23 protein-coding genes are annotated in these 22011 nt (G+C 35.5%); 19 read left to right on the top strand and 4 right to left on the bottom strand.

What is annotated here, in order from left to right; all coding sequences use genetic code 11:
• Positions 1–29: 29 nt before the first annotated feature.
• On the bottom strand, positions 30–959 hold the full coding sequence (locus EK386_RS03680) for a glycerophosphodiester phosphodiesterase family protein (protein WP_126657676.1): 930 nt from the start codon (positions 957–959) through the stop codon (positions 30–32).
• A 319-nt stretch (positions 960–1278) separates the two neighbouring features.
• Between EK386_RS03680 and EK386_RS03675 the strand changes: the two genes are divergently transcribed.
• Positions 1279–1557, top strand: coding sequence for a YlbG family protein (locus EK386_RS03675; protein ID WP_126657675.1), 279 nt, complete (start codon positions 1279–1281; stop codon positions 1555–1557).
• Positions 1558–1565: 8 nt separating this feature from the next.
• On the opposite strand, the gene EK386_RS03670 is transcribed toward EK386_RS03675, so the two are convergent.
• On the bottom strand, positions 1566–1955 hold the full coding sequence (locus EK386_RS03670) for a DUF7147 family protein (RefSeq protein WP_126657674.1): 390 nt from the start codon (positions 1953–1955) through the stop codon (positions 1566–1568).
• A gap of 160 nt (positions 1956–2115) precedes the next feature.
• Between EK386_RS03670 and EK386_RS03665 the strand changes: the two genes are divergently transcribed.
• From EK386_RS03665 to coaD, 3 genes are read left to right on the top strand one after another with little or no spacing between them, the layout of a single operon-like run.
• The gene (locus EK386_RS03665; protein WP_126657673.1) at positions 2116–3537 is read left to right on the top strand and encodes an RNA polymerase II; all 1422 of its coding nucleotides are present in this window, start codon (positions 2116–2118) and stop codon (positions 3535–3537) included.
• Positions 3538–3555: 18 nt separating this feature from the next.
• Entirely contained in the window at positions 3556–4104 is a 549-nt protein-coding gene (rsmD, locus tag EK386_RS03660) for a 16S rRNA (guanine(966)-N(2))-methyltransferase RsmD (protein WP_126657672.1), read from the top strand.
• Between the two features lie 36 nt (positions 4105–4140).
• On the top strand, positions 4141–4626 hold the full coding sequence (gene coaD, locus EK386_RS03655) for a pantetheine-phosphate adenylyltransferase (protein ID WP_126657671.1): 486 nt from the start codon (positions 4141–4143) through the stop codon (positions 4624–4626).
• A gap of 41 nt (positions 4627–4667) precedes the next feature.
• On the opposite strand, the gene EK386_RS03650 is transcribed toward coaD, so the two are convergent.
• Positions 4668–5579 carry a hypothetical protein gene (locus tag EK386_RS03650; RefSeq protein ID WP_246027565.1) on the bottom strand — a complete coding sequence of 304 codons (912 nt, stop codon included), beginning with the start codon at positions 5577–5579 and terminating at the stop codon, positions 4668–4670.
• A 105-nt stretch (positions 5580–5684) separates the two neighbouring features.
• Here EK386_RS03650 and EK386_RS03645 point away from each other — a divergent pair, with 105 nt between their 5' ends.
• The gene (locus tag EK386_RS03645) at positions 5685–6746 is read left to right on the top strand and encodes a SepM family pheromone-processing serine protease (RefSeq protein ID WP_246027564.1); all 1062 of its coding nucleotides are present in this window, start codon (positions 5685–5687) and stop codon (positions 6744–6746) included.
• Between the two features lie 114 nt (positions 6747–6860).
• On the opposite strand, the gene EK386_RS03640 is transcribed toward EK386_RS03645, so the two are convergent.
• Entirely contained in the window at positions 6861–8069 is a 1209-nt protein-coding gene (locus tag EK386_RS03640; protein ID WP_126657669.1) for a nucleotidyltransferase, read from the bottom strand.
• Between the two features lie 239 nt (positions 8070–8308).
• Between EK386_RS03640 and EK386_RS03635 the strand changes: the two genes are divergently transcribed.
• From EK386_RS03635 to EK386_RS03570, 14 genes are all read left to right on the top strand, one after another.
• The gene (locus tag EK386_RS03635) at positions 8309–8842 is read left to right on the top strand and encodes a YceD family protein (RefSeq protein ID WP_126657668.1); all 534 of its coding nucleotides are present in this window, start codon (positions 8309–8311) and stop codon (positions 8840–8842) included.
• Between the two features lie 24 nt (positions 8843–8866).
• Positions 8867–9040 carry a 50S ribosomal protein L32 gene (gene rpmF / locus EK386_RS03630; RefSeq protein WP_126657667.1) on the top strand — a complete coding sequence of 58 codons (174 nt, stop codon included), beginning with the start codon at positions 8867–8869 and terminating at the stop codon, positions 9038–9040.
• 246 nt (positions 9041–9286) lie between these two features.
• Entirely contained in the window at positions 9287–10057 is a 771-nt protein-coding gene (locus EK386_RS03625; RefSeq protein WP_126657666.1) for an enoyl-CoA hydratase/isomerase family protein, read from the top strand.
• A gap of 215 nt (positions 10058–10272) precedes the next feature.
• Positions 10273–10656 carry a transcriptional regulator gene (locus tag EK386_RS03620; RefSeq protein WP_126657665.1) on the top strand — a complete coding sequence of 128 codons (384 nt, stop codon included), beginning with the start codon at positions 10273–10275 and terminating at the stop codon, positions 10654–10656.
• Between the two features lie 39 nt (positions 10657–10695).
• Complete coding sequence (locus tag EK386_RS03615; protein ID WP_126657664.1) at positions 10696–10908, top strand: acetyl-CoA carboxylase biotin carboxyl carrier protein subunit; 213 nt, start codon at positions 10696–10698, stop codon at positions 10906–10908.
• 34 nt (positions 10909–10942) lie between these two features.
• A complete protein-coding gene (locus tag EK386_RS03610; RefSeq protein WP_126657663.1) occupies positions 10943–12475 on the top strand; it encodes an acyl-CoA carboxylase subunit beta in 1533 nt (510 codons plus the stop codon).
• Positions 12476–12610: 135 nt separating this feature from the next.
• On the top strand, positions 12611–13513 hold the full coding sequence (locus EK386_RS03605; RefSeq protein ID WP_126657662.1) for a ketopantoate reductase family protein: 903 nt from the start codon (positions 12611–12613) through the stop codon (positions 13511–13513).
• Positions 13510–13902, top strand: coding sequence for a DUF3397 domain-containing protein (locus EK386_RS03600; protein WP_126657661.1), 393 nt, complete (start codon positions 13510–13512; stop codon positions 13900–13902). The genes EK386_RS03605 and EK386_RS03600 overlap by 4 nt, the downstream gene beginning before the upstream one ends.
• Positions 13903–14041: 139 nt before the next feature.
• Positions 14042–15658, top strand: coding sequence for a bacillithiol biosynthesis cysteine-adding enzyme BshC (gene bshC / locus EK386_RS03595; protein WP_126657660.1), 1617 nt, complete (start codon positions 14042–14044; stop codon positions 15656–15658).
• A 187-nt stretch (positions 15659–15845) separates the two neighbouring features.
• On the top strand, positions 15846–16277 hold the full coding sequence (gene mraZ / locus EK386_RS03590) for a division/cell wall cluster transcriptional repressor MraZ (protein ID WP_126657659.1): 432 nt from the start codon (positions 15846–15848) through the stop codon (positions 16275–16277).
• Positions 16278–16303: 26 nt separating this feature from the next.
• Positions 16304–17254 (top strand): 16S rRNA (cytosine(1402)-N(4))-methyltransferase RsmH, encoded by a 951-nt coding sequence (gene rsmH / locus EK386_RS03585; protein WP_126657658.1) that lies wholly within the window; start codon positions 16304–16306, stop codon positions 17252–17254.
• The gene (gene ftsL / locus EK386_RS03580) at positions 17255–17626 is read left to right on the top strand and encodes a cell division protein FtsL (RefSeq protein WP_126657657.1); all 372 of its coding nucleotides are present in this window, start codon (positions 17255–17257) and stop codon (positions 17624–17626) included.
• The gene (locus tag EK386_RS03575; protein WP_179965989.1) at positions 17623–19836 is read left to right on the top strand and encodes a penicillin-binding protein; all 2214 of its coding nucleotides are present in this window, start codon (positions 17623–17625) and stop codon (positions 19834–19836) included. The genes ftsL and EK386_RS03575 overlap by 4 nt, the downstream gene beginning before the upstream one ends.
• Positions 19837–19900: 64 nt before the next feature.
• Positions 19901–21823, top strand: a complete 1923-nt coding sequence (locus EK386_RS03570; protein ID WP_126657655.1) for a penicillin-binding transpeptidase domain-containing protein — start codon at positions 19901–19903, stop codon at positions 21821–21823.
• Positions 21824–22011 lie beyond the last annotated feature (188 nt).

The following is a 22011-nucleotide window of genomic DNA, read 5'->3' as shown; positions in this document are numbered from 1 at the left end:
TCTAGACGTCCTTTTTATTTTTTCCTTTATTAGAAAAGATCTTCCATGTTTTGGTCTTGTAAATGTTCAATAAACGCAATTGCAATATCTGGTCGATCTGTTACTATTCCCTTTGCCCCAATTTCAATGAGATGTCTCATTGTATCTGTATCATTAATTGTCCAATAGTGCACGGGTATGTTGAGCTTGGATAAAAAATTTATAAATTTAGGTGAATCCAATGAAACAACCCCTGATTTCGGTGGAATTTGGAATACGTCAACTTTAGGATGATATAGATGACCAAATTGACTCGAAAATGCAGTAAATGCTTTTCGTACATCGTTTTCACCGGCACCTAATGCAACACGATTTTGTGCGTATAAATTAAATCGGTCCACCTGCTCGCTAAAGAAACTCGTTACGACAATTCGATTTTCTACTTCAAACTCTTCAATCAATCGCCAAAGTTTAGATGGCATTAAACTTCCTTCATATGTGTCTGGACCATCTTTTATATCTATATTAATATACGTATTTGGAAATGTTTCAAAAAGTTCTCGTAATGTTACGACTTCTATTTTCTCTTCTCTATATGGAAAATTGCCTTCTAAATCTTGAAAATGGTATCCGAAGTTTAATTGTTTTAGTTCTTCTAAAGTAAAGTCTTTTACAAATCCTACACCATCACTTGTTCGGTCTACTGAATCATCATGAAACAAAATGATCTCTTCATCTTTTGTTAATCGAATGTCTACTTCAAACCCATCTACACCAAGATTATAAGATTTTTCAAATGCAATCATCGTATGTTCAGGTGCTAAATGAGCTCCACCACGATGAGCTAAGACAATTGGTTTAGTGGCTTGTAAAACTTCTTTTTCATCTCGTTTTTGTGGTTTTGATACAGCTTTACTTCCTGCCCATGCCGCAGCACTAGCAGCAGCTATTGCAAGAGCTACTTTTGTTTTTTTTCCCATTAAGATCCTCCTTAAAAATGGAACAATTCAATTTAAAACTCCGGTATTTCTTTTTTTAATATTCATTCTGATGTTGGAGAGAAAAATGTGTTTGAACAGTGTTTAGCGTATGTTTCCTTAGCTTCTGGATCGTTTTGATTGCTACTAAGAACACAATGAGCGGCCACTAGTTGGAATCGAGAGCTTTTTACAGAGCTCGCGTAATGGTGCTTTCGCTTTTCTTAGATTATAACGGAAAATCTTACCTTCTGTCAGCTAAACTCTGTTGCTATCAAAATTAACTCTATGGTATGCTTTTATAAAGAAATGAGGGAGCCAAATGCAAGAACGACAAGGTCTAATTGTTTACGTTCATCAAATAAAACACGCAAAAAGTTTAAGAAAATACGGACATGTACATTATATTTCAAGAAAATTAAAATATGTTGTAATTTATTGTAATCGTGAAGAAATTGAGTCGACACTAAATAAAATACAACGCCTTCCATTTGTGAAAGACGTTGTAGAATCGTTTCGTCCATTTCTTAAAACTGAATTTGAAAATGCGAAACCTGACAAGGCTAAAGAGTATGATTATGACTATAAAGTAGGCTTATAGTAATCTTTCTATTGCTTTGGTGGAATAAAGTGATTCATTCGTAAAATACCGATTAAATGTTGATAATATAAAACCGTTTCGGAATAGATTGACGAATGTTTAACCTCCATTGGAATTGCTTTTCTACCAATTTCGGATAATGTTTCTTCAAATATAGCAATTCTTTGAGAAGGTTTTTCAGAATTATAAGGAATTCCTTCACGGCATATATAAATAGGCATAAATTTACCTTCGCCAGCCGCTTTAAAAGTTGCGGCAATTGAAGCTACTTTTTTATCCTCTTTTGTCGATATAAATATAAAGGCATTATGAAATCTTTTTTCGTTTGTTTTAATGAGTTCACAAAGTTCATAAACATCACCATAACCTTGTCCTAGTTCGATAAATTGTTGTATCAATTATTCACACGTCCTTTCTTAAAGATTAAGAATAGTATAAAATTCAAAGTTTGAAAAGAGTCTAGCTACGAACGGAACTTCGAAAAAGTCGACACGGAGCTGGACAACTGTTCTTCGATTTATTCTTAACAATAGTATCATGATGCAGGAGGTTAGGCACATGAAATATGCAGTAAGTTTCTTTGGCGTACTCGTACTAATCATTGGTGGCATGCTATTTTTCCAGTATCAAGTTTATTCAGATAAAATTGAAACTGGAGACGGGGGTGATTTTTCATTTTCTCAGGAAATCGAAATCACTTATCGTAGCGAAAGTTTAGATATTCGTCAGCATTTTAAAAATTTACCAAACCAGAAAATTAACATTGTTTGGCCAAAACTTGCGACAAATCCAGATTGCTTCATTGAAACAGAAAACACTTGTAAACGTTTAAGTGAAGATAAGTTAAGTTTTGAGCCAGGTGAAAATCGTACCCAATCTATTTCATACATAATTCCATTAAACGGAGGGTTACAATCTAACCAATTGTTAAAAGATATTTTCGTTACGTTAACTGGTGGAGAAGTAACCTATTCTACAGTTCATATATCAACTGATCATAATGTGTCTGGTCAATGGGTAACTGGACTGCCAATTATAGGTCAACAATCCTTATCTCTCGTGAACTATTCTATGTTTAGCGGGCTAGGTTCGGTATCGGAATTGTACTGGAGAGCAAATAATTTAAATGTTCACGAAACGTCAAATATTTTATCGTTATATTCAGAACAGCCTTTAACAGAAGAGTTTAAAAAACAATTAAAAAATTTAAAGTTCTTAAATGAAGAACATATCGCTATTGTGCAAGGCGATAATTTATCAAAACTTCAAGGGAATCGCATTTTATTTTTAAAGGATTTATCAATCGATTCTTTAAATAATAATGTCATTCTCTCGCAAGTAAAAGCACAATATAAGTTTAAAGATAGTCCATCGTGGTTGAGTGAGGTTGTCGCATCATTTTTAACTGAATCAACAATTGGTAGTAGTAAAGCAACAGAAATCGTCAATACTTTAACACATCAAATGACAGACTCACAACTTGCGAACTGGATCCAAAAGTTAGATGAATTAAAAGGAAAAGAAATCTCAACAACCGTATTAGATGAAATATTATCGGATGTATTTGGTCTTCATACCGAGTATTTAAGTTTAAACGAATCATCAAAAGAAATGTTTCCATTCTTATTTAATGATGAACGAGAAGTATACATTGGAGACTATCCAAAAGAAGATGTTCAGGTGATTTTTAAAAATGGTTTAATTTTATATTCCGCAGATACATTATTAAGTCATTTAGGGTATGAAACATCAAATGGGGAAAATGGTTATTATGTAACAAATAATGTACGTAATTTCCGCTTCCCACAAGATTACGGCTTTTATGTTTTTAACGAACGTAGATATAATACCGTATCAGAACCGATTATAGAAGTTGCTGGAAATCAGTATATTGAAGAATCATGGTTACAAAAATTATTTACAGTGGAAATAAAAAAATCAAATAAATCTATAACGATTAGAGCTACAGCACAACAATAAAAAAGGTATGGTGATCTTATGAGAGTTGTAGCGGGTGAACGAAAAGGAATGCCATTAAAAGCAGTATCCGGAACAACAACTAGACCTACGACAGATAAAGTAAAAGAATCAATATTTAATATGATCGGCCCCTTCTTTGATGGGGGAGTCGTGTTAGATTTATTTGCAGGTAGTGGAGGATTGGGCATCGAAACTTTAAGTAGAGGTGCGCATAAGGGGATTTTTGTAGAAAAAGATCCAAAAGCCTATCAAACATTGCTTGAAAATATAAAAAAATGCCGCTATGAAGACATAGTTGAAACATATAGAACCGATGCAAATCGAGCCGTTAAGGGGTTATTAAAACGGGATATTCAAATTGACTATGTATTTATGGACCCTCCATATTTAAAAAAAGAATATTACGATCTTGTGGAGACATTAGTGGATGGGGGAAAATTGGCGGCGAACGCAATTATTGTTTGTGAACATGCAAAAGAAATTGACCTACCAAACAATTATGGAATCTTTACATTAGCAAGACAGGAAACTTATGGGGGCACAATAATATCAATATACCGCAAATGAATGAGTGGATAGTGATGAAGGAAGAGGGAGAAATGGTTGTCTGAAAAAATTGCAGTAGTACCAGGAAGTTTTGATCCAATTACAAATGGTCATTTAGATATTATTAAACGAGCAGCAGATGTGTTCGATGTTGTTTATGTTGCTGTATTGAATAATTCATCAAAAAAACCACTATTTTCAATTGAAGAACGGATGGAGTTAATTGGAGAAGTAACAAAAGAACTTCCTAATATTCGAATCGAATGTTCCACGGGTCTTTTAATTGATTACGCAAGGTCAAAAAATGCACAGGCAATTGTGCGGGGGTTAAGGGCGATCTCTGATTTTGAGTATGAAATGCAAATTACGTCAATGAATAGATTTTTAGATGAATCAATTGAAACATTTTTTATCATGACAAAAAATCAGTATTCTTTCTTAAGTTCAAGCATCGTAAAAGAAGTTGCGCAATACGGTGGCAGTGTAACTGGACTTGTACCGAGTATTGTTGAACAAGCGTTAAGTGGTAAGTTTTCTAAATAAAAGGAAGAGGACAAAATCAGATAGTTGATTTTGTCCTTTTTTTATAGAAAAATAAGGAAATAAAGTGATGGTATTAGAAGGGTGTAAAATACTCGCATTAGTATATATGGTTTTAAGGATAGTTGTTCACTTTTCGCAATGACCGCAACCTGCATATGAATACTTAAACTTTGACTTGTTAAAAACAGCGCTAATATGACTAATAAGAGAGTAGGTTGTCCTGTAAACAATTCTTGTCCAATTTTTAAACCATTTGTCATCTCGAGCATTGCTGCAATTGAAAGCATAACGCCGCTATGTATGTCTGGGAAGAAACTTTTAACTGAGTGCATGACAACAGTATAGATTGTTGTAAAGAAGATGATTGTTGATCCGACAACGAGTACAGTGGGAATACTATCTTTAATACTGCTTGTAAATGGATTTTGATTTTTTGGTGGTTGAACGTCAGAAAAACTGAAACTATCTATTTTGCCTTTACCATAATAAAAATAAAAGCCAGTTAAAATAATCATGGATACGACATGATATAAAATTAAATATTGCCAACTAAACGTCGTATCGTTCAATAAGTCATTTCCAACAAATCCTAAAACAAATAGAGGGCTTGGACTATGACAAATACTCAGAAGGATATTGGCTTCCTTTAAAGAAATTTGTTTACTTTTTTTTAAATAAGTAATTGTGGCAGCGCCTGTAGGAAAGCCTCCTAATGCGCTAATACCATATGTTTTAAAATATAATTTAAATCGGGATAAGGAATTACTCTTTTGGGGTGTTAGTCGGATAAACCATTGTGTAAGAATTAAATAAGGTAATAAATATGGGAATAATGCTTCCATAAATAACTCTACACCTAAGTCCGTCCCTTCATGAGCAACACCAGGGAACAATAATAGTAAGCAAATTAATGTGATACAAATCAATAAGTATAGTAGTGGAATAAGCATCATCTCTTTTCAAATTTTTGTTTTCCATAACCTCTAATGCTAAACTAATATATGCGATGCTTTAAAATTTTAGTCTACCAATTCTAATATAAGGAGGTGCCATCCATTTTGAAAAAGACGCTACTAACAGTAATACTTCCACTAGCTTTTATTTTTTTTCTAGCCTTTTACAAACTTGATTATTATGTGATGAAGCCTGGTAGTGCCTATGCGGTGAACCAGTTTGTTACCGTTGAGAATGGGGACCAAAATGACGAAGGTTCTCTAAGTTTAATGACAGTTTCGATGGCACCTGCAACACCTCTTACATATGTTATTGCATATTTTAAAGAGTTTGAAGAAATTATCGAAGTTGAGGATGTACGACAAGAAGAAGAGGACGAAGAAGAATATAGTATTCGTCAATTGAAATTAATGAGTGACTCACAATTTAATGCTCTTTATGTAGCATTTCAAAAGGCAGATTTACCTTATACGGTGGATTACCATGGGATTATGGTTTTGAATGTACTAGAGGATGGGGCAGCAGATGAATTACTACAACCTGGTGACGAAATAGTAGAAATCGATGGGCACATATTAAATAGATCAGAAGAACTTAGTAATGTTTTAAATTCAAAAAAAGTAAATGAAGAAGTACAGTTAGTTATTAAACGAAATGATGAGTTGCTGGACAGAACGATTGCTCTAAAGGAAATTCCAGGAGACAAACAACATCGAATTGGAATTGGAATTACTTATTCGCAAAGTAAGTCAATTAAAACAGACCCAACTGTAAAAGTGGATGCTGAAAAAATTGGAGGGCCCTCTGCTGGACTAATGTTTACACTAGAAATTTTAAATCAGCTTCTAGATGAGGATATTACGAAAGGATATACGATTGCTGGTACAGGTGAGATGAATGAGGATGGTACCGTGGGACGAATCGGGGGAATTGAAAAGAAAGTCGTTGCTGCTCATGAAGATGGAATGGAGATTTTCTTTGCGCCTGACGATCCCATTACGGATGCAATGAAAAAAGCCAACCCTAACATTCGCACGAATTATGAAGCAGCTGTAGAAACAGCGAAAAAAATTAATACGGATATGAAAATTGTTCCGGTAAAAACGGTTGATGATGCAATCAACTATTTAAATCAATTACCACCAAAAGACGCCTCGAAAGATTGAGACGTCTTTTTCTATTTATGGGGTTACGAGCGACTTTTAGGGAAATACGAGCGGTTTTTCAAGGATTACGAGCGACTTTAGAAAAATTACGTGCGACTTCCCAAAGTATCGATTCTATAACCTTATCGGTGGTGTTTGATAATCCATCTCTAGTTTTTGTTTACTGATTAAGTTTACTCCTTGTGCGTACATTTCGGATGCGCGGATATCAAGTGCGAGCATGGGGTCTTTTGTTGATGCAACACGACTTATTAAAGGTAAAGTAAAGCTTTTTTTATGTTCTGATAAATATTTTTGTCCTTTACCGGTCATACCTAAAAGGCGAATGTAAGTTGGCTCATCAAATTGATGCAGTGCCTCTTTTGTAATCCCTGTAAAAATATGCGTAATCATTCGTTGTAATCTTGTCCACGTATAGCGTTTTGATTTAATATTGCTCATAAACTCGGCAAAGGAATCGCTTTTTCTAGCTGCTTTAATGAGAGCATGTTCAATACCTTCTGAAACATCTGCAAACAAAGAGAGTTGTTCAGGGGTATTTCTTAAAATCGCATAGCGTAAAAGAGACCAAAAAGAGTCCCAATTAGTAAACTGTGTATGTTTATGCTTCCATGATTCAAGTTCTTTAAAAGTTGCTTTAGGAACATAACTTTCGACTTCATGGATCGATTTTGTTTCAAATATTGATTTACGAATACCTGTTGCACTGGCAATTGTTAAATTAGTATTAATATCATCATGGTAGCCTGCTTGTACTCTTTGGATGGTTAAAGGTTGAATGGAAAGATTGAAACGATTTACTGCTTCTATATAATGATAACCTAAAATATTATTTGGCTGTGATAAGTCGATATACGTATTCGGGTGTTCGTTTTTTAGTTTTTCGTATGCCAAATATAAACTTTGGGGATAACTAATGCCAGTTGAAATAAACTGTTTAATTAAAGCGTTGTATTCTTCCTCTTCGGATCGTAATAAAGATAATGTATTTAAAAAAGGTTCAATTGTTCCTTGTTCACTACCGAAAGCGAAGGATTCACAACCTATTGCATTTAAGAGCTTTGTTGCCCCTTCAGCAAAAATTGTGGCATTACCAGTTGAAAAGACGTATGGTAGTTCGATCACGAGGTCTACACCGCCTAATAGAGCCATTTTCGCTCGGTGCCATTTGTCAACTAATGCAGGCTCTCCTCGTTGTAAAAATTGCCCACTCATGACAGCAATGACAACATCAGCTGAAGACGCGTTTCTTGTTTGTTCTACATGATAAAAATGGCCATTATGGAAAGGATTATATTCAACGATGACACCAACTGCTTTCATTGTTACACCCCTTAGGTTATAATTGGAATATCTGCTTTAGAAGGATAGGTAAATGCATATTTCAACAAATTGTAATAAGTCATAAGGATCATTGTCATCCAATCGAATCATTACTGTATTTAAATGATTCATCTATTATTAAAATTATAGTACTCTATTCGTACTGTGACAAGAAAATATCTTGACATCTAAAAATACACATTATATAATCAACATTGTTGTCTCGAGGTGATTAATGAATGAAATGGTCAATTCATCAATTATCGAAGTATCGCCAAAATGGGATGCCGATAGATGCAGAAGTACAATTGGATGAAGTAAAAAAGCGAAATAAAGATATTCGTCAAATCTCACCTGTTCATGTAAAAGGACACTGTACTTTCGGTGCATCGCAAATGACTTGTCAGTTTACGCTGACTGCAACACTGACACTTCCTTGTGCACGCACATGGGAAGACGTTGAATATCCAATTGAAGTCGATGCAGTTGAAATTTTCAGCTGGATAGATCCAGAACTTCGAAATAAAGAAGATGACGATATACATTATATCGATGGTGAAGTGATCGACTTAAAACCAGTTTTAGAGGAACTTGTACTGTTAGAAATTCCGATGCAAGTGTTTAAAGAAAACACGGAAGGACAAGTGCAAGGAGGCAAAAACTGGAGTTATTCAACTGAAGATGAGGTTGCACGTCAAAACGAAAATGACGAACCAAAAGTGGATCCAAGACTTGCTGATTTAGCTAAGTATTTTGATCAATCAGATGAATAGATAATCTGTAAGGAGGTGCCAATAATGGCTGTACCATTTAGAAGAACTTCTAAAACTGCAAAAAGAAAGCGTCGTACGCATTTTAAATTATCTGTACCTGGTATGGTAGCTTGCCCAAACTGTGGAGAAGCAACTTTATCTCACCACGTATGTAAAGCATGTGGACACTACAAAGGTAAAGAAGTAGCTAGTAAATAATTCAGTATTTACTAGTGCTCGAGGCTATTAGAGAGGCCATGGCTCTCTAATAGCCTTTTATTTTTTATTTAAAAAGGAAAAAACAATTTAACGAATTTTAGCGCAAGTACTCTAATGACTTGTGTTTTTTTATATTTTTCAAGTATTTTCCTGAATTAATTACCATTCCCTTGCCAAACACATTGAGGTCATTTACTATTTAATTTAAAGCATTACATTATGTTGAAATAGCAAACGTTAAAGGGGATGTTAAGTTTGGCTTATCAAATTAGTGAGAAGGATGGAATATTAACCTTTACCATTGACAGAGAAGAAAAAAGAAATGCCGTCAATGATGAGGTAATGGAAGGTCTAAAAAAAGTTATTACATATATTAAAGAACACGACGAGATCCGATTTTTAGTCGTGACAGGTGCTGGGGAAAAAGCTTTTTGTTCAGGTGGAGATCTTTCGGAATTTCATAGTTTACATACGGAAGAACAAGCTTTTGGCATGCTAAGTAAAATGGGGAATATTTTATATGATTTAGCAACGCTTCGTGTACCAACTATTGCGCTTATTAACGGTGCCGCAGTAGGAGGCGGGTGTGAAATTGCTACTGCCTGTGATTTTAGATTGGTTGCGTCAAATGCAAAATGTGGGTTCATCCAAGGAACTCTTGCTATCACGAGCGGATGGGGAGGGGGAACCTATCTGTTTGAAAGAGGTTTAAGACACGACCGAGCTTTAAAAATGTTAGTTGATGCACAAGTGTATGATGCGAAGCTTTTATATGAAATTGGCTGGGCAATGCGTGTTTTTGAAGGATCAAAAGAAGAGGCTTTAGAAGAATTTATTTCACAGATGCGTAAAATTCATCCATCCGTTCACCAAGCATATAAAGAAATTGAGCTCCGTAAATGGAAAGAACGGAATATGTATGAGCGAGTAATGGAAGAAATTCGAGTGTGTGCAAAGCTTTGGGAAAGTGAAGCCCATGCAGAAGCCGTACAACAGTTTTTAAATAAATCAAAATAATACTTGATAGAACGTCTCATATATAGAGGCGTTTTTATTTTTTTAAATACCCTGTTTTATGAATTTAAGTGGATTTTCAGGTATTAAGAAATAGCTTTATCCTGTTTTCTAAAGATTAAGTGTTTCTATTTATGTTACAACCTATTTTTCTAGCGTTACGATTCTATTTATTCTATTGATTTGCATATAGTAGTAAAAAATGTGAGGTGATAGATATGGATGGAAAAAGACGTAAAGATCAATGGACGGCTGATGATGATGAAAAATTAGCGGAAATCGTCATACAGGCGGTGCAAAATGGTAAAACCCAATTAGAAGCTTTTGCGGAAGCAGCAAGTATTTTAAACCGTACAAAACAAGCATGTGGTTTTCGTTGGAATAAAACGTTACGACAACAATATGGTCAAATGTTAAACAGTGTAAGAAAACGTCCTAAGCAATTAATGCGAAGCCATCTGAAGCTTGCACTTAATAGTTTTGATGAACTAACGGAAGCGTATAACGAGCTAGAAGTAAAATATAGAGAATTACAATCTGAGCATGAAAAAATTTTAAAGTGGCTACAACAAGGTTCAAGCTTTATCGAACAACAAAAATGAATGCATTGAAAAACTGGTTTAAAAAAAGGGGAATAAAAGATGGTGGAATTACGTGCACAGATGGCTGGTACTGTTTTTGAAGTCCTTGTAAAAGAGGGTCAACAAGTTAGTGCAGGGCAAACCGTCATTATCATTGAATCAATGAAGATGGAAATTCCTTTTGAGGCAGAAACAGATGGAGTTGTAGCAAAGGTAAATGTTTCTGAAGGTGACTTTGTAAATGAAGACGATGTACTAATTACATTTGGATAAATGATCATAGCCACACAAAGAGGAGATTTTGGTGATGGATATTTACAACGATAAATTATTGGAAAAGGTAGAAAACATACTTACTGGGGGATCTAAAAAATATCACGACAAATTAAAAGAATCGAATAAATTATTTGTACGTGATCGATTAATAATGCTATTTGACAATGGGACATATGAAGAAGACGGTCGATTTGCAAACTGTGTGGAAAGTGATTTACCAGCAGATGGCGTTGTTTGTGCGGTTGGGAAAATTGATGGTCAAACGGTGTGTGTCATGGCAAATGATTCGACGGTAAAGGCGGGATCATGGGGAAAGCGAACCGTAGAAAAAATTATCCGCATACAAGAAACCGCGGAAAAATTACAAGTTCCACTATTGTACTTAGTCGATTCTGCAGGTGCACGTATTACAGATCAACTAGAAATGTTTCCTGGAAGACGTGGTGCAGGTCGAATATTTCATAATCAAGTAAAATTAAGTGGCATGATTCCACAAATATGTATATTATTTGGCCCATCTGCGGCAGGGGGAGCATATATACCAGCATTTTGTGATATCGTCATTATGGTTGATAAAAATGCATCGATGTATTTAGGGTCGCCTCGAATGGCAGAAAAAGTAATTGGCGAAAAAGTATCATTAGAGGAAATGGGCGGCGCAAAAATGCATTGTACAATAAGTGGATGTGGAGACGTATTAGCGCAAACAGAACAACAAGCTATTGCGTTTGCAAAAAGTTATTTAAGTTACTTTGGTGCAAACTTTAAACAACTACCAAAAGGAAAAGAATCCAGATTACCGATTAAAGGGCGAACTTTAGAAGAAATTATTCCTAAAAACCAAAATGTCCCTTTTGATATGTATGAATTAATTGATCAATTGATTGATCAAGAAAGCTTTTTTGAAATGAAAAAATTGTTTGCACCCGAGCTGATTACCGGTTTTGCAAGAATTTCGGGGCAAACGGTGGGCATCGTTGCAAATCAACCAAAAGTAAAAGGTGGCGTGTTGTTTGTTGACTCGTCAGATAAGGCAGCAAAATTTATCCAGTTATGTGATGCGTATTCAATTCCATTATTGTTTTTAGCCGATGTACCAGGGTTTATGATTGGTACAAAAGTAGAACGGGCAGGAATAATTCGTCATGGAGCCAAATTTATCTCTGCCATGAGTAGCGCGACTGTACCAAAAATTTCCGTCATCATACGTAAAGCATATGGTGCAGGATTATATGCGATGTGTGGCCCGGCTTTTGAACCAGACATCTGTATTGCTCTCCCAACTGCTCAAATTGCCGTTATGGGACCTGAGGCAGCTGTTAATGCCGTTTATTCAAACAAAATTGCAGAAATAAAAGATGTAAAAGAACGAGCAAAATTTATTCAAGAAAAAATAGAGGAATACAAAGAAGAAATTGATATTTATCAACTAGCGTCCGAATTAGTTGTGGATGAAATCATTGCTCCGAGCGAACTGAGAGCTACTCTTTCGAACCGTTTACACTATTACACAACGAAACAAATTTCATTACCTTCTCGTAAACACCCAGTATATCCAGTATAATAAAATAAATTAGACAAGGTCTGCCTCTTTTGGTAGACCTTTACTTTGCGATTAATGTTTAATGAGAGTATTTTGGAATAAGTGCGAATAAATTTAAAGAAACCGCGATTATTCATGATCAAAGAAGGTGTACAAATGAAAATAGTAGTTGTCGGAGCAGGCTCGGTCGGAATGTTAGTTGCAAGTTTTTTATCACAAAGTTGTCAGGATGTATCGCTATACGTAAAAAGAAAAGAACAAGCACAACAACTTCAAGAGCAAGGTTTAGTTCGTATTAATTTGGACGGCTCCTTATATAAAGTACAAATCAAAATTAGGACAGATCTCTTAGCTATAGAGGAAAATACATTAGTCATTGTTGCAGTTAAATATGGGCAACTTCATGATTTGTACAAAAGGTTCGAAACATTGTCTGCTAACATTTCATTGCTTTTTCTACAAAATGGATTAGCGCATTATGAAGAGGCATTGAAACTACCCCAAAAAACAATTGTATTTGGGTCTTGTCAATTCGGAGCAGAAAGGACAAATGCGTATACAGTCGTTCATCGAGGTCAAGGAATTGTTAAGCTAGCTCTTGGTAGAGGCGATCACCTAGTGATGGATTCGATATTGCAACGTCAATTGGAAAACTTTCAATTTAGATTAGAAGAAAATGCAGAAAAAATGCTATTTGAAAAAGCGTTGTTAAATTGTTTTATTAACCCTTTAACGGCCATTTTAAATGTGAAAAATGGAGAATTAGTAAAAAACCCTCATTCAGAACAACTATTAATCAGTTTATATGATGAATTGATGGAAGCATTTCCAGAAGAAAAATCACGTTTTAAACTAGAGGACGTTAAAAATCTATGTCGTAAAACGGCTATGAATACTTCTTCCATGTTGAGTGATCGATTACAAAATCGTCCGACAGAAGTGGAAACGATTGTAGGGGCGGTAATAAGAAAGGCAGCGCGATTGGGAAAAAACGTACCGATCTTAACAACATTCTATCATTTACTATTAGCGTTAGAAGAGAGTGGTGAGAAAATGTGAAATTACTTTTACAATACATTGTTAGTACAATAATATTATTTCCTATTATTCTTTTTTTCATGACATATATTATTTTTCGAAAGAGAAAGATGAAAAATTCGAAAGCATTTGGATTTGCTGCAGATGTGACAACCCTTGTATTATTTTTTTCTGTTCCTTTGTCAATGTCGAGTTTATGGGGAAAGAATTTTAGTGTTTTTGTTTTCATCATTGCGATTTTAATTGCAATTATTTTTACATACATAGATTGGCGAACGAAAAAAGAAATTGAAGTATTGCCGTTATTTAAAAAGGTTTGGCGATTATATTTTATACTGTTAACTTTTTGCTATATGATCATTTGGATTATAGGTTTAGTTCAAAGTATAATGGCTTACATTGGCAATTAATAAGCATTTTCTTTTGAAGTGAAGGATTGAACGTTTACAATAAGTAGAGTTAAAAAAATAACACATATTTTAAATAGAACATGAGTCCGATTCTGGACGCAATTACGAAGGTGTAATTGATTAGTAGAGGAGTTTTTTTATGAAGCTGGAACAGGTTGAATTACCAGTTAGCAATCAATTGCTATTTGATTATTGGTCACATAGTGAAAAAGTAAAACCATTTTATCAATATGAATATAACGATGACGCTTTTGTTCTTAGGTATAATTATTTAAAAGAACAGTTTTACGATTCTCAACAATTAGGGAATATTATTCGTACATTTATGCAACAATTTGGACTTTCAAAAAAACAAGAAGAGCATATCCATCAGTTAGAGAACGGTGCTGTAGCCGTTGTAGGTGGGCAACAAGCAGGTGTTTTAACTGGTCCATTATATTCAGTTCATAAAGCAATCTCGGTCATATTGTTAGCAAAAGAGCAAAGTGAAAAATTAGGTGAAAAGATCGTTCCGCTTTTTTGGATCGCGGGAGAAGATCATGATATAGAAGAAATCAATCATACGTATACGATTGTGGATAGTATGCCTAAAAAAAGAGTATATGGCGAACGTTCACATAAAAAATTAATGGCATCCAAAACGCCTTTACAAAAAGAACAATTAGTACAATTTATTGACGCCGTTTTTAAAGACTATGGTGAAACGGAATATACAAACGATTTATATCATTTTGTTTTACGAATGGTGGAGCAAAGTGAAACATTTACACAATTCTTTGCACATACAATGAATGGATTATTCCAAACAGAAGGATTGTTAATGATTGATGCAGCTTATGCCCCTTTTCGTAAATACGAATCTTCATTTTTTGAAAAGATCATCAACCATAATGAACAAATTGCAATGGAAGTAGTAGCACAGGAAAAAGCTTTCGATCAAGCTGGCTATGGGACACCCATTAATGCGGTAGTGGGAAATGCAAATTTATTCTATGTGAAAGATGGCGAACGATTTTTATTGGAGAGAAAAAATGGTGATTTCCAAGATGCCTCTGGATTACATAAATTCACGAAGGAGCATCTTCTAGATATTGCTTTAACAAATCCAGAACAATTAAGTAACAATGTAGTAACAAGACCGTTAATGCAAGAAATGACGATCCCTGTTTTAGCTTTTGTCGGTGGTCCAGGAGAGTTAGCATATTGGGCAACGTTAAAAAATGCATTTTCCGCTCTAAATTTACAGATGCCGATTTTAGCACCAAGACTTAATATTTCCCTTATGACAAGAAAAGTAGACCAATTACTAGCTGATTTCCAGTTGTCTATGTTACAGGTTATTGAAGGTGGCGCAACAGAACAAAAAGAGCAATTTATTAACAGTGTTCAAGATGTGGAAGCAAAAAACCAGATCGAGGCGATTCACGATTCGCTACAACAGCAATATGCAGAATTAATGACACACCTAGATGCCCAACAACTAAACTTAAAGTCAATCGTTGAAAAGAATAAGGGCTATCATAAAAAGCAGCTGGATTACTTAAGTAGTAAAATCGAACAACAAGTACGGATTAAACATGACAAGACAATTCGTCAGTTTAATACAATCAGCGCGGAACTTTATCCAAATGGAACGCTTCAAGAACGAGTGTATAATCCTTTCCAATATTTAAATTTATATGGTCCATCATTAATTGAGGATTTATGTGCATTACCAATGAAAATTGCAAATATCCATTATGTAGTTCGTTTGTAACGTTCTTTCGCGATTTTTCGAGTTATCTCTAAGGGATAGCTCTTTTTTTTATGCCTAATAACTTACCTGTTATTTACATATAAAGTACTATTTTCTCAAATTATAAAAATTGGGTTACAAAGTCTTTAAAACTGTGGAGGAAAGTGGGGGAATGTGGTACATTATTTACTAAAGTGGGGTGAGTAGCGTGTTCATGGGGGAATTTCAACATTCCGTTGATGCAAAAGGACGTCTCATTATTCCTTCAAAGTTCCGTGATGCATTAGGTCATACTTTTGTCATTACTCGCGGACTTGATAACTGTCTTTTTGGATATCCTATGGACGAGTGGCGAAAACTCGAAGAAAAATTGAAAGAATTGCCTATGACAAAAAAGGATGCTCGTGCTTTTGCGCGGTTCTTCTTTTCAGGGGCAACAGAAGTTGAATTGGACAAACAAGGTCGAATCAACATTCCAACTCCTTTGTCTACATACGCAAAACTTGAAAAAGAATGCGTTGTGATAGGGGTTTCAAGTAAAATTGAAATTTGGGCTAAAGACGCTTGGGAATCTTATTTCAATGAAGCAGAAGAATCTTTCAATGATATTGCAGAAAATTTAATTGGCTTTGACTTCTAGAAAAAGCACAAGAAGGAGAATGGTTTATGTTCGATCATACAACCGTGTTATTAAAAGAAACCGTTGATGGCTTGAACATCAATCCAAATGGGATTTACGTAGACTGTACTTTAGGTGGCGCTGGCCATAGTGAGTATTTAGTTTCACAATTATCACCAGAAGGACGATTGATTTGTTTCGATCAAGATATGATAGCGATAAACAATGCGAAAATTCGCCTAGAAAAATACCTAGACCGAGTAACATTTGTACATACAAACTTCCGTTATATAAAACAACAATTACAGCAAATAAATATTAATCAAATAGATGGTATTCTTTATGACCTAGGTGTTTCTTCGCCTCAACTCGACACACCAGAGCGTGGATTTAGTTATCATCATGATGCACCCCTTGATATGCGCATGGATCAAACAGCGAATTTAACTGCTTTTCATGTAGTGAACGAATGGGCATATGAAGATTTAGTGCGAATATTTTTCCGTTATGGAGAAGAAAAGTTCTCTAAACAGATTGCTCGTAAAATTGAAGAAGCAAGAAAACATGCCCCAATTGAGACTACAGGACAACTAGTAGAATTAATTAAAGAAGGCATACCAGCTGCTGCACGTAGAAAAGGCGGCCATCCAGCGAAAAGAGTGTTCCAAGCCATTCGAATTGCAGTAAATGATGAACTCGGTGCTGCTGAGGATTCATTAGTTGATGCAATCGAGATGTTAAAGGTCGGGGGAAGAATAAGTGTTATCACATTCCATTCATTAGAAGACCGTTTGACAAAAACAATTTTTAAAGAAGCTTCTTCGCTTCCGGATCTACCACCAGGTTTACCAGTGATTCCAGAAGAATTTAAGCCGACCCTAAAACTTATAACGAGAAAGCCAATACTTCCATCAGAAGAAGAACTTGAGGAAAATAATCGTTCTAGATCAGCAAAACTTAGAATTGCAGAGAAAATAAATGAAAAAGGACGTGGGTAAATGGCAGTTCGTGTTAGGCAACAATCATATATCCAACAACCTGTCGCTCCACCACAAACACCACCTTCAAAAAAACAAAAAAATAATAAACCTAATAAAATAATCACACTAAAAGAAAGACTTTTATATATCGCATTTGTCATAGTTGTTGCTCTAGTAGCAGTATCCATCCTACACAAACAAAGTACAATCCAACAAACAACGTACGAAATACAAAAAATTGAAACTGAAATTTCAGAGATTCAAAAACAAAATGTGGATTTAAAAGTTCAAGTGAGTGAGTTATCAACGTATGAAAGAATATGGGAAAAAGCAAAAGCACTCGGTTTGACTCTTAACGAGAAAAATGTAAAGGTAGTGCCGGGAGAATGAAAAAAAAGAAATTTCGATTCCAATGGGGAGCCTTTCTAATGTTATTACTATATGGAGGGCTCTTTTTTGCATTATTAATTAGGATTTTTTACATTCAAGCAACAGGTGTTGTGGATGGTCAAAAGTTAGAGGCAAAAGCAGCCGCCCTTTATGGAAAAGAGGCAGTATTAACGGCTGAGCGGGGGAAAATATTAGATCGCAATGGAAATGTGATTGCAGAAGATACGTTAAGTTATCGGTTAATAGCAGTAGTCAATCCTCAAGCAACAAAAAATTCAAAAGAACCAAGACATGTGGTAGATCCTGCAGAAACCGCAAAAGTTTTAGCTAAGCATATCCCAATGGAAGAAACGGAAATCTATAAAATTCTCACGAAAAAATTAAGCGATGGAAGACAACCATATCAAGTGGAGTTTGGTGTGGCAGGTCGCAGTATCAGTCATGACAAGATGGAAGCAATTAAAAAAGAAAAACTTTCTGGTATAACATTTGCAAGTGACACAAAACGATATTATCCAAATGGACCATTTGCATCTCACTTAATTGGCTTTGCTCAAAAGGAAAATCAAGATGATGGTACATTTCAGACAATTGGAAAAATGGGGTTAGAATCAATTTATAATAAAGAATTGTCTGGTAAAAATGGTACCTTAAAATACGAGAGTGATATATTTGGATATTTACTTCCAAATAGTGAGAAGATGGTGGAGCCAGCTGAAAATGGTGATGATATTTATTTAACATTGGATAAAACGATTCAAAATTTCTTAGAAGAATCGATGTCCAAAGTATACGAACAATATAATCCAGAATCGATTGTTGCAGTGGTAGCAAATCCGAAAACTGGTGAAATTTTAGCGATGTCACAAAGACCGACCTTTGATCCGGATACTAGAGTTGGACTTGAAAATGGCTGGTTAAATGAAGTGATCGAAAATGTAATTGAGCCAGGTTCTACTTTAAAAACGTTTACATTGGCTACAGCAATTGAAACTGGAAATTGGCATCCAAATGCAACATTCCAATCGGGTAGCTATACAATTTTAGATAGAACAATCCGTGACCATAACTATGTTGGGTGGGGGAAAATTAGTTACTTAGAAGGTTTCCAAAGATCTGCGAATACGTCAATGGCTTATTTATTGCAAATGATTGGTGATGAAACCTTTATTGACTATTTACAAAAGTTTGGTTTTGGTGATAAAACAGGCATTGATTTACCTGGAGAAGCAACGGGTACACTTTTAGCGACGTATCCGATTAACCGTGTTACGACTTCATTTGGACAAGGCTCTACAGTAACACCGATTCAACTTATTCAAGCAATGACAGCAATCGCAAATGACGGGAAGATGATGCAACCATATGTAATTAATAAAATTGTAGATGCCAATGGAAAAACGGTGAAGCAAACGGAACCTACTATGAAAGGTGAACCAATTTCTGCTGAAACGGCTAAACAAGTCCGTGAATTGTTAGCCTCTACGATTACTTCAGAAGTTGGTACTGCGAAACGATTTGCACTTGAAGGATATACAGTCGGAGGAAAAACGGGTACGGCCCAAATTGCTAGACCGGGTGGCGGGTATTTTTCAGGCAAAAATAATTATCTGTATTCTTTCTTAGGATTAGCTCCTGTTGAAGATCCACAATTAATTGTTTATGTGGCAGTGAAAAAGCCGCAGTTAGCAGTAACAGAAGGCGGATCAGAACCTGTTGCAGCAATTTTTAATACAGTCGTTCAAAATAGCTTAAAATATTTAAACATTAATCCAGAAAATGTGGCGCAAGTTGAAAAGACAAGTATGGGCGACTATATTGGGCACAATGTAGAAAGTGCTCAAGTTGAACTAACAAATCAAGGACTTACACCTATTGTCATCGGTGAAGGTGGTACCATCATTGATCAATATCCGGATAACAATCTAGCAATTACAAAAGGTAGTTTAGTATTTTTAAAGACAGATGGAGTGATTACACTACCTTCTTTTGATAAATGGTCCCTTCGAAATGTCCTTGTCTATAAGAGTATGTCAGGGTTGCCGATTGAAACTGTTGGAGAGGGGTATGTAGAAAGTCAGAGCGTATCACCTAATACGATCGTCGTCGATTCTTCGCCAATTGTTGTTAAACTAAAAACACCTGAGGAAATGTATACAGAACCACTAGAAGAAACAAGTGCAGAAGGTGAGATATTGCCACAAGATTAAACAACTGTTCGAATAGATGTCCACTTCAAATCATACTTTGTTAAAAACGAGGTGTGAATATCGAATGAAGTGGATATCTACCATTTCAAAAAAACGATTAAAACTAATTCTTTATGGTTTTATCCTTTTTGGAATAGCCGTTGTTCTACGATTATTTTATGTACAGGTTATACAGCATGATAAGTTAACAGAACTTGCAAAAGAAAATTGGGATAGAGAAATTCCCTTTGCTTCTGAGCGAGGGGAGATAACAGATCGTAAAGGAAATGTCATTGTGACAAATAAACTAGCTCCAACTCTCTATTTTATGCCTGCACAAAATGATAATGTCGAACTTGCCGCAAAACAAATCGCTCAAGTGTTAAAACTAGATGAGAAAAAGCTTTTTGAAAAGATGAACTCACGAAGCTATTTAGTAAAATTAGCACCGGAAGCAAAAAACATTTCCTATGAACAAGCAGTGCAAATTCAAGGTTTAAAAATCGACGGCTTATATAGTGGAGTTGATTACGTACGTCATTATCCGTATGGCAATTTATTATCACGATTCATTGGATTTACAGGATATGACACACAAGGGCTTGCAGGAATCGAATACCAATATGATAAAGTGTTAACCTCTAAAAGTGCGGCAATTCGTCTATTTACAGATGCGAAGGGCAATTCTTTACCTCACGTGGATGACGAATGGCGTGAAGGGGATCAAGGTGCAACCGTGGAACTAACCATTGATTTAGATGTTCAGCAAGTGGTAGAGAGAGAATTAACACAGGCAATGGAAAAATACGATGCCGACCAAGCTTTAGCTATTGCAATGAATGTCAATACTGGGGAAATATTAGCATTATCTTCTTATCCTACATATGACCCTTCTAACTTTGAGGATGTAGATTCTTCTATTTATAATCGGAATTTACCTGTTTGGATGACCTATGAACCTGGATCAACCTTTAAAATTATTACATTAAGTGCTGCTCTTGAAGAAGGGGTTGTCGACTTAGAGAAGGATACATTCCATGATAAAGGGTATACGATGGTAGAAGGAGCAAGACTTCGTTGTTGGAAACGTGAAGGACATGGTAGTGAAACCTTTTTACAAGTAGTTGAAAATTCTTGTAACCCTGGATTTATCGAATTAGGTCAACGTGTTGGACCGACAAAATTATTACAATATATTAAAAACTTTGGCTTTGGGGAAACAACTGGTTCGAATATCGCTGGGGAGGCTTCAGGAATTCTCTTCTCTGAAAAAGCGTTCGGACCCGTGGAACATGCTACAACCTCTTTTGGTCAAGGAATAGCGGTTACACCTATTCAACAAGTCCAAGCAGTAGCTGCAGCAGTAAACGGTGGGAAGTTATTTACTCCATATGTAGTATCCAAGGTTTATGACCCTGAATCAGGGAAGATCATATTAGAAAATAAACCAGAGTTAAAACGAACAGTTATTAGCGAAGATACTTCAAAGCAAGTTCGAGAAGCGTTGGAATCAGTAGTAGCGAATGGTTCAGGGCGTGCAGCCTTCCGAGATGGATTTCGCATTGGAGGGAAAACGGGTACCGCTCAAAAAGTTGAAAATGGTCGATATAAAGATGGCGATTATATCGTTTCATTTATCGGATTTGCCCCAGCAAATAACCCAGAAGTGGTTGTTTATGTGGCGGTGGATAATCCAAAGGGCTCTCTAGTATTTGGTAGTACAATCGCAGCACCAATTGTTGGACAAATTATTGAAGACATTGCACCAATCATTGGATTAGACGTAAACCGCGAAGGCCAATTAGAAAAACAATATCGATGGGGCGACCCTCTAACAGAACGTGTCCCAAATTTAGTCGGATACGAAAAAGATGAGATAATGAAATTACAATATCCATTTAAAATTGAGTTGCATGGGGAAGGGAATATTGTTACCGCACAATTACCGGAACCTGAAAACATCCTAGAACAAGATGGTACAATCCATTTGTATTTAGGAGATAACTAGTTCTTGATCAATGATGAAAAAACCTCTGTTAGTTCTCTTGCATGAACGGGTAGTCAGATTTCCACTTAAGAAGTGACTCGAAAATAGTGTGGAGGTCTACTGCCCGTCATAGCTGATTAGCTCGATTAATCATCAGAACGTTTCATAAAAAAACTTCTGATTGAAGAATTATTTTATGAGGTATCATT

Origin of the sequence: Lysinibacillus antri (assembly GCF_003977595.1) — a bacterium.
GTDB lineage: Bacteria > Bacillota > Bacilli > Bacillales_A > Planococcaceae > Ureibacillus > Ureibacillus antri.
Note: the sequence above shows the minus strand (reverse complement) of the source record. Positions and strands in the feature narration are given on the sequence as shown.

What these genes read in the sequence shown, in the direction of transcription:
- EK386_RS03640 (WP_126657669.1), bottom strand. Translation starts at nt 8,069, where the DNA reads ATGAAAGCAGTTGGTGTCATCGTTGAATATAATCCTTTCCATAATGGC.
- EK386_RS03615 (WP_126657664.1), top strand. Translation starts at nt 10,696, where the DNA reads ATGGTGGAATTACGTGCACAGATGGCTGGTACTGTTTTTGAAGTCCTT.
- rsmH (WP_126657658.1), top strand. Translation starts at nt 16,304, where the DNA reads ATGTTCGATCATACAACCGTGTTATTAAAAGAAACCGTTGATGGCTTG.
- EK386_RS03605 (WP_126657662.1), top strand. Translation starts at nt 12,611, where the DNA reads ATGAAAATAGTAGTTGTCGGAGCAGGCTCGGTCGGAATGTTAGTTGCA.
- EK386_RS03675 (WP_126657675.1), top strand. Translation starts at nt 1,279, where the DNA reads ATGCAAGAACGACAAGGTCTAATTGTTTACGTTCATCAAATAAAACAC.
- EK386_RS03680 (WP_126657676.1), bottom strand. Translation starts at nt 959, where the DNA reads ATGGGAAAAAAAACAAAAGTAGCTCTTGCAATAGCTGCTGCTAGTGCT.
- EK386_RS03620 (WP_126657665.1), top strand. Translation starts at nt 10,273, where the DNA reads ATGGATGGAAAAAGACGTAAAGATCAATGGACGGCTGATGATGATGAA.
- ftsL (WP_126657657.1), top strand. Translation starts at nt 17,255, where the DNA reads ATGGCAGTTCGTGTTAGGCAACAATCATATATCCAACAACCTGTCGCT.
- bshC (WP_126657660.1), top strand. Translation starts at nt 14,042, where the DNA reads ATGAAGCTGGAACAGGTTGAATTACCAGTTAGCAATCAATTGCTATTT.
- EK386_RS03570 (WP_126657655.1), top strand. Translation starts at nt 19,901, where the DNA reads ATGAAGTGGATATCTACCATTTCAAAAAAACGATTAAAACTAATTCTT.
- EK386_RS03650 (WP_246027565.1), bottom strand. Translation starts at nt 5,579, where the DNA reads ATGATGCTTATTCCACTACTATACTTATTGATTTGTATCACATTAATT.
- rsmD (WP_126657672.1), top strand. Translation starts at nt 3,556, where the DNA reads ATGAGAGTTGTAGCGGGTGAACGAAAAGGAATGCCATTAAAAGCAGTA.
- EK386_RS03625 (WP_126657666.1), top strand. Translation starts at nt 9,287, where the DNA reads ATGTTAAGTTTGGCTTATCAAATTAGTGAGAAGGATGGAATATTAACC.
- EK386_RS03665 (WP_126657673.1), top strand. Translation starts at nt 2,116, where the DNA reads ATGAAATATGCAGTAAGTTTCTTTGGCGTACTCGTACTAATCATTGGT.
- EK386_RS03575 (WP_179965989.1), top strand. Translation starts at nt 17,623, where the DNA reads ATGAAAAAAAAGAAATTTCGATTCCAATGGGGAGCCTTTCTAATGTTA.
- EK386_RS03635 (WP_126657668.1), top strand. Translation starts at nt 8,309, where the DNA reads ATGAAATGGTCAATTCATCAATTATCGAAGTATCGCCAAAATGGGATG.
- rpmF (WP_126657667.1), top strand. Translation starts at nt 8,867, where the DNA reads ATGGCTGTACCATTTAGAAGAACTTCTAAAACTGCAAAAAGAAAGCGT.
- EK386_RS03610 (WP_126657663.1), top strand. Translation starts at nt 10,943, where the DNA reads ATGGATATTTACAACGATAAATTATTGGAAAAGGTAGAAAACATACTT.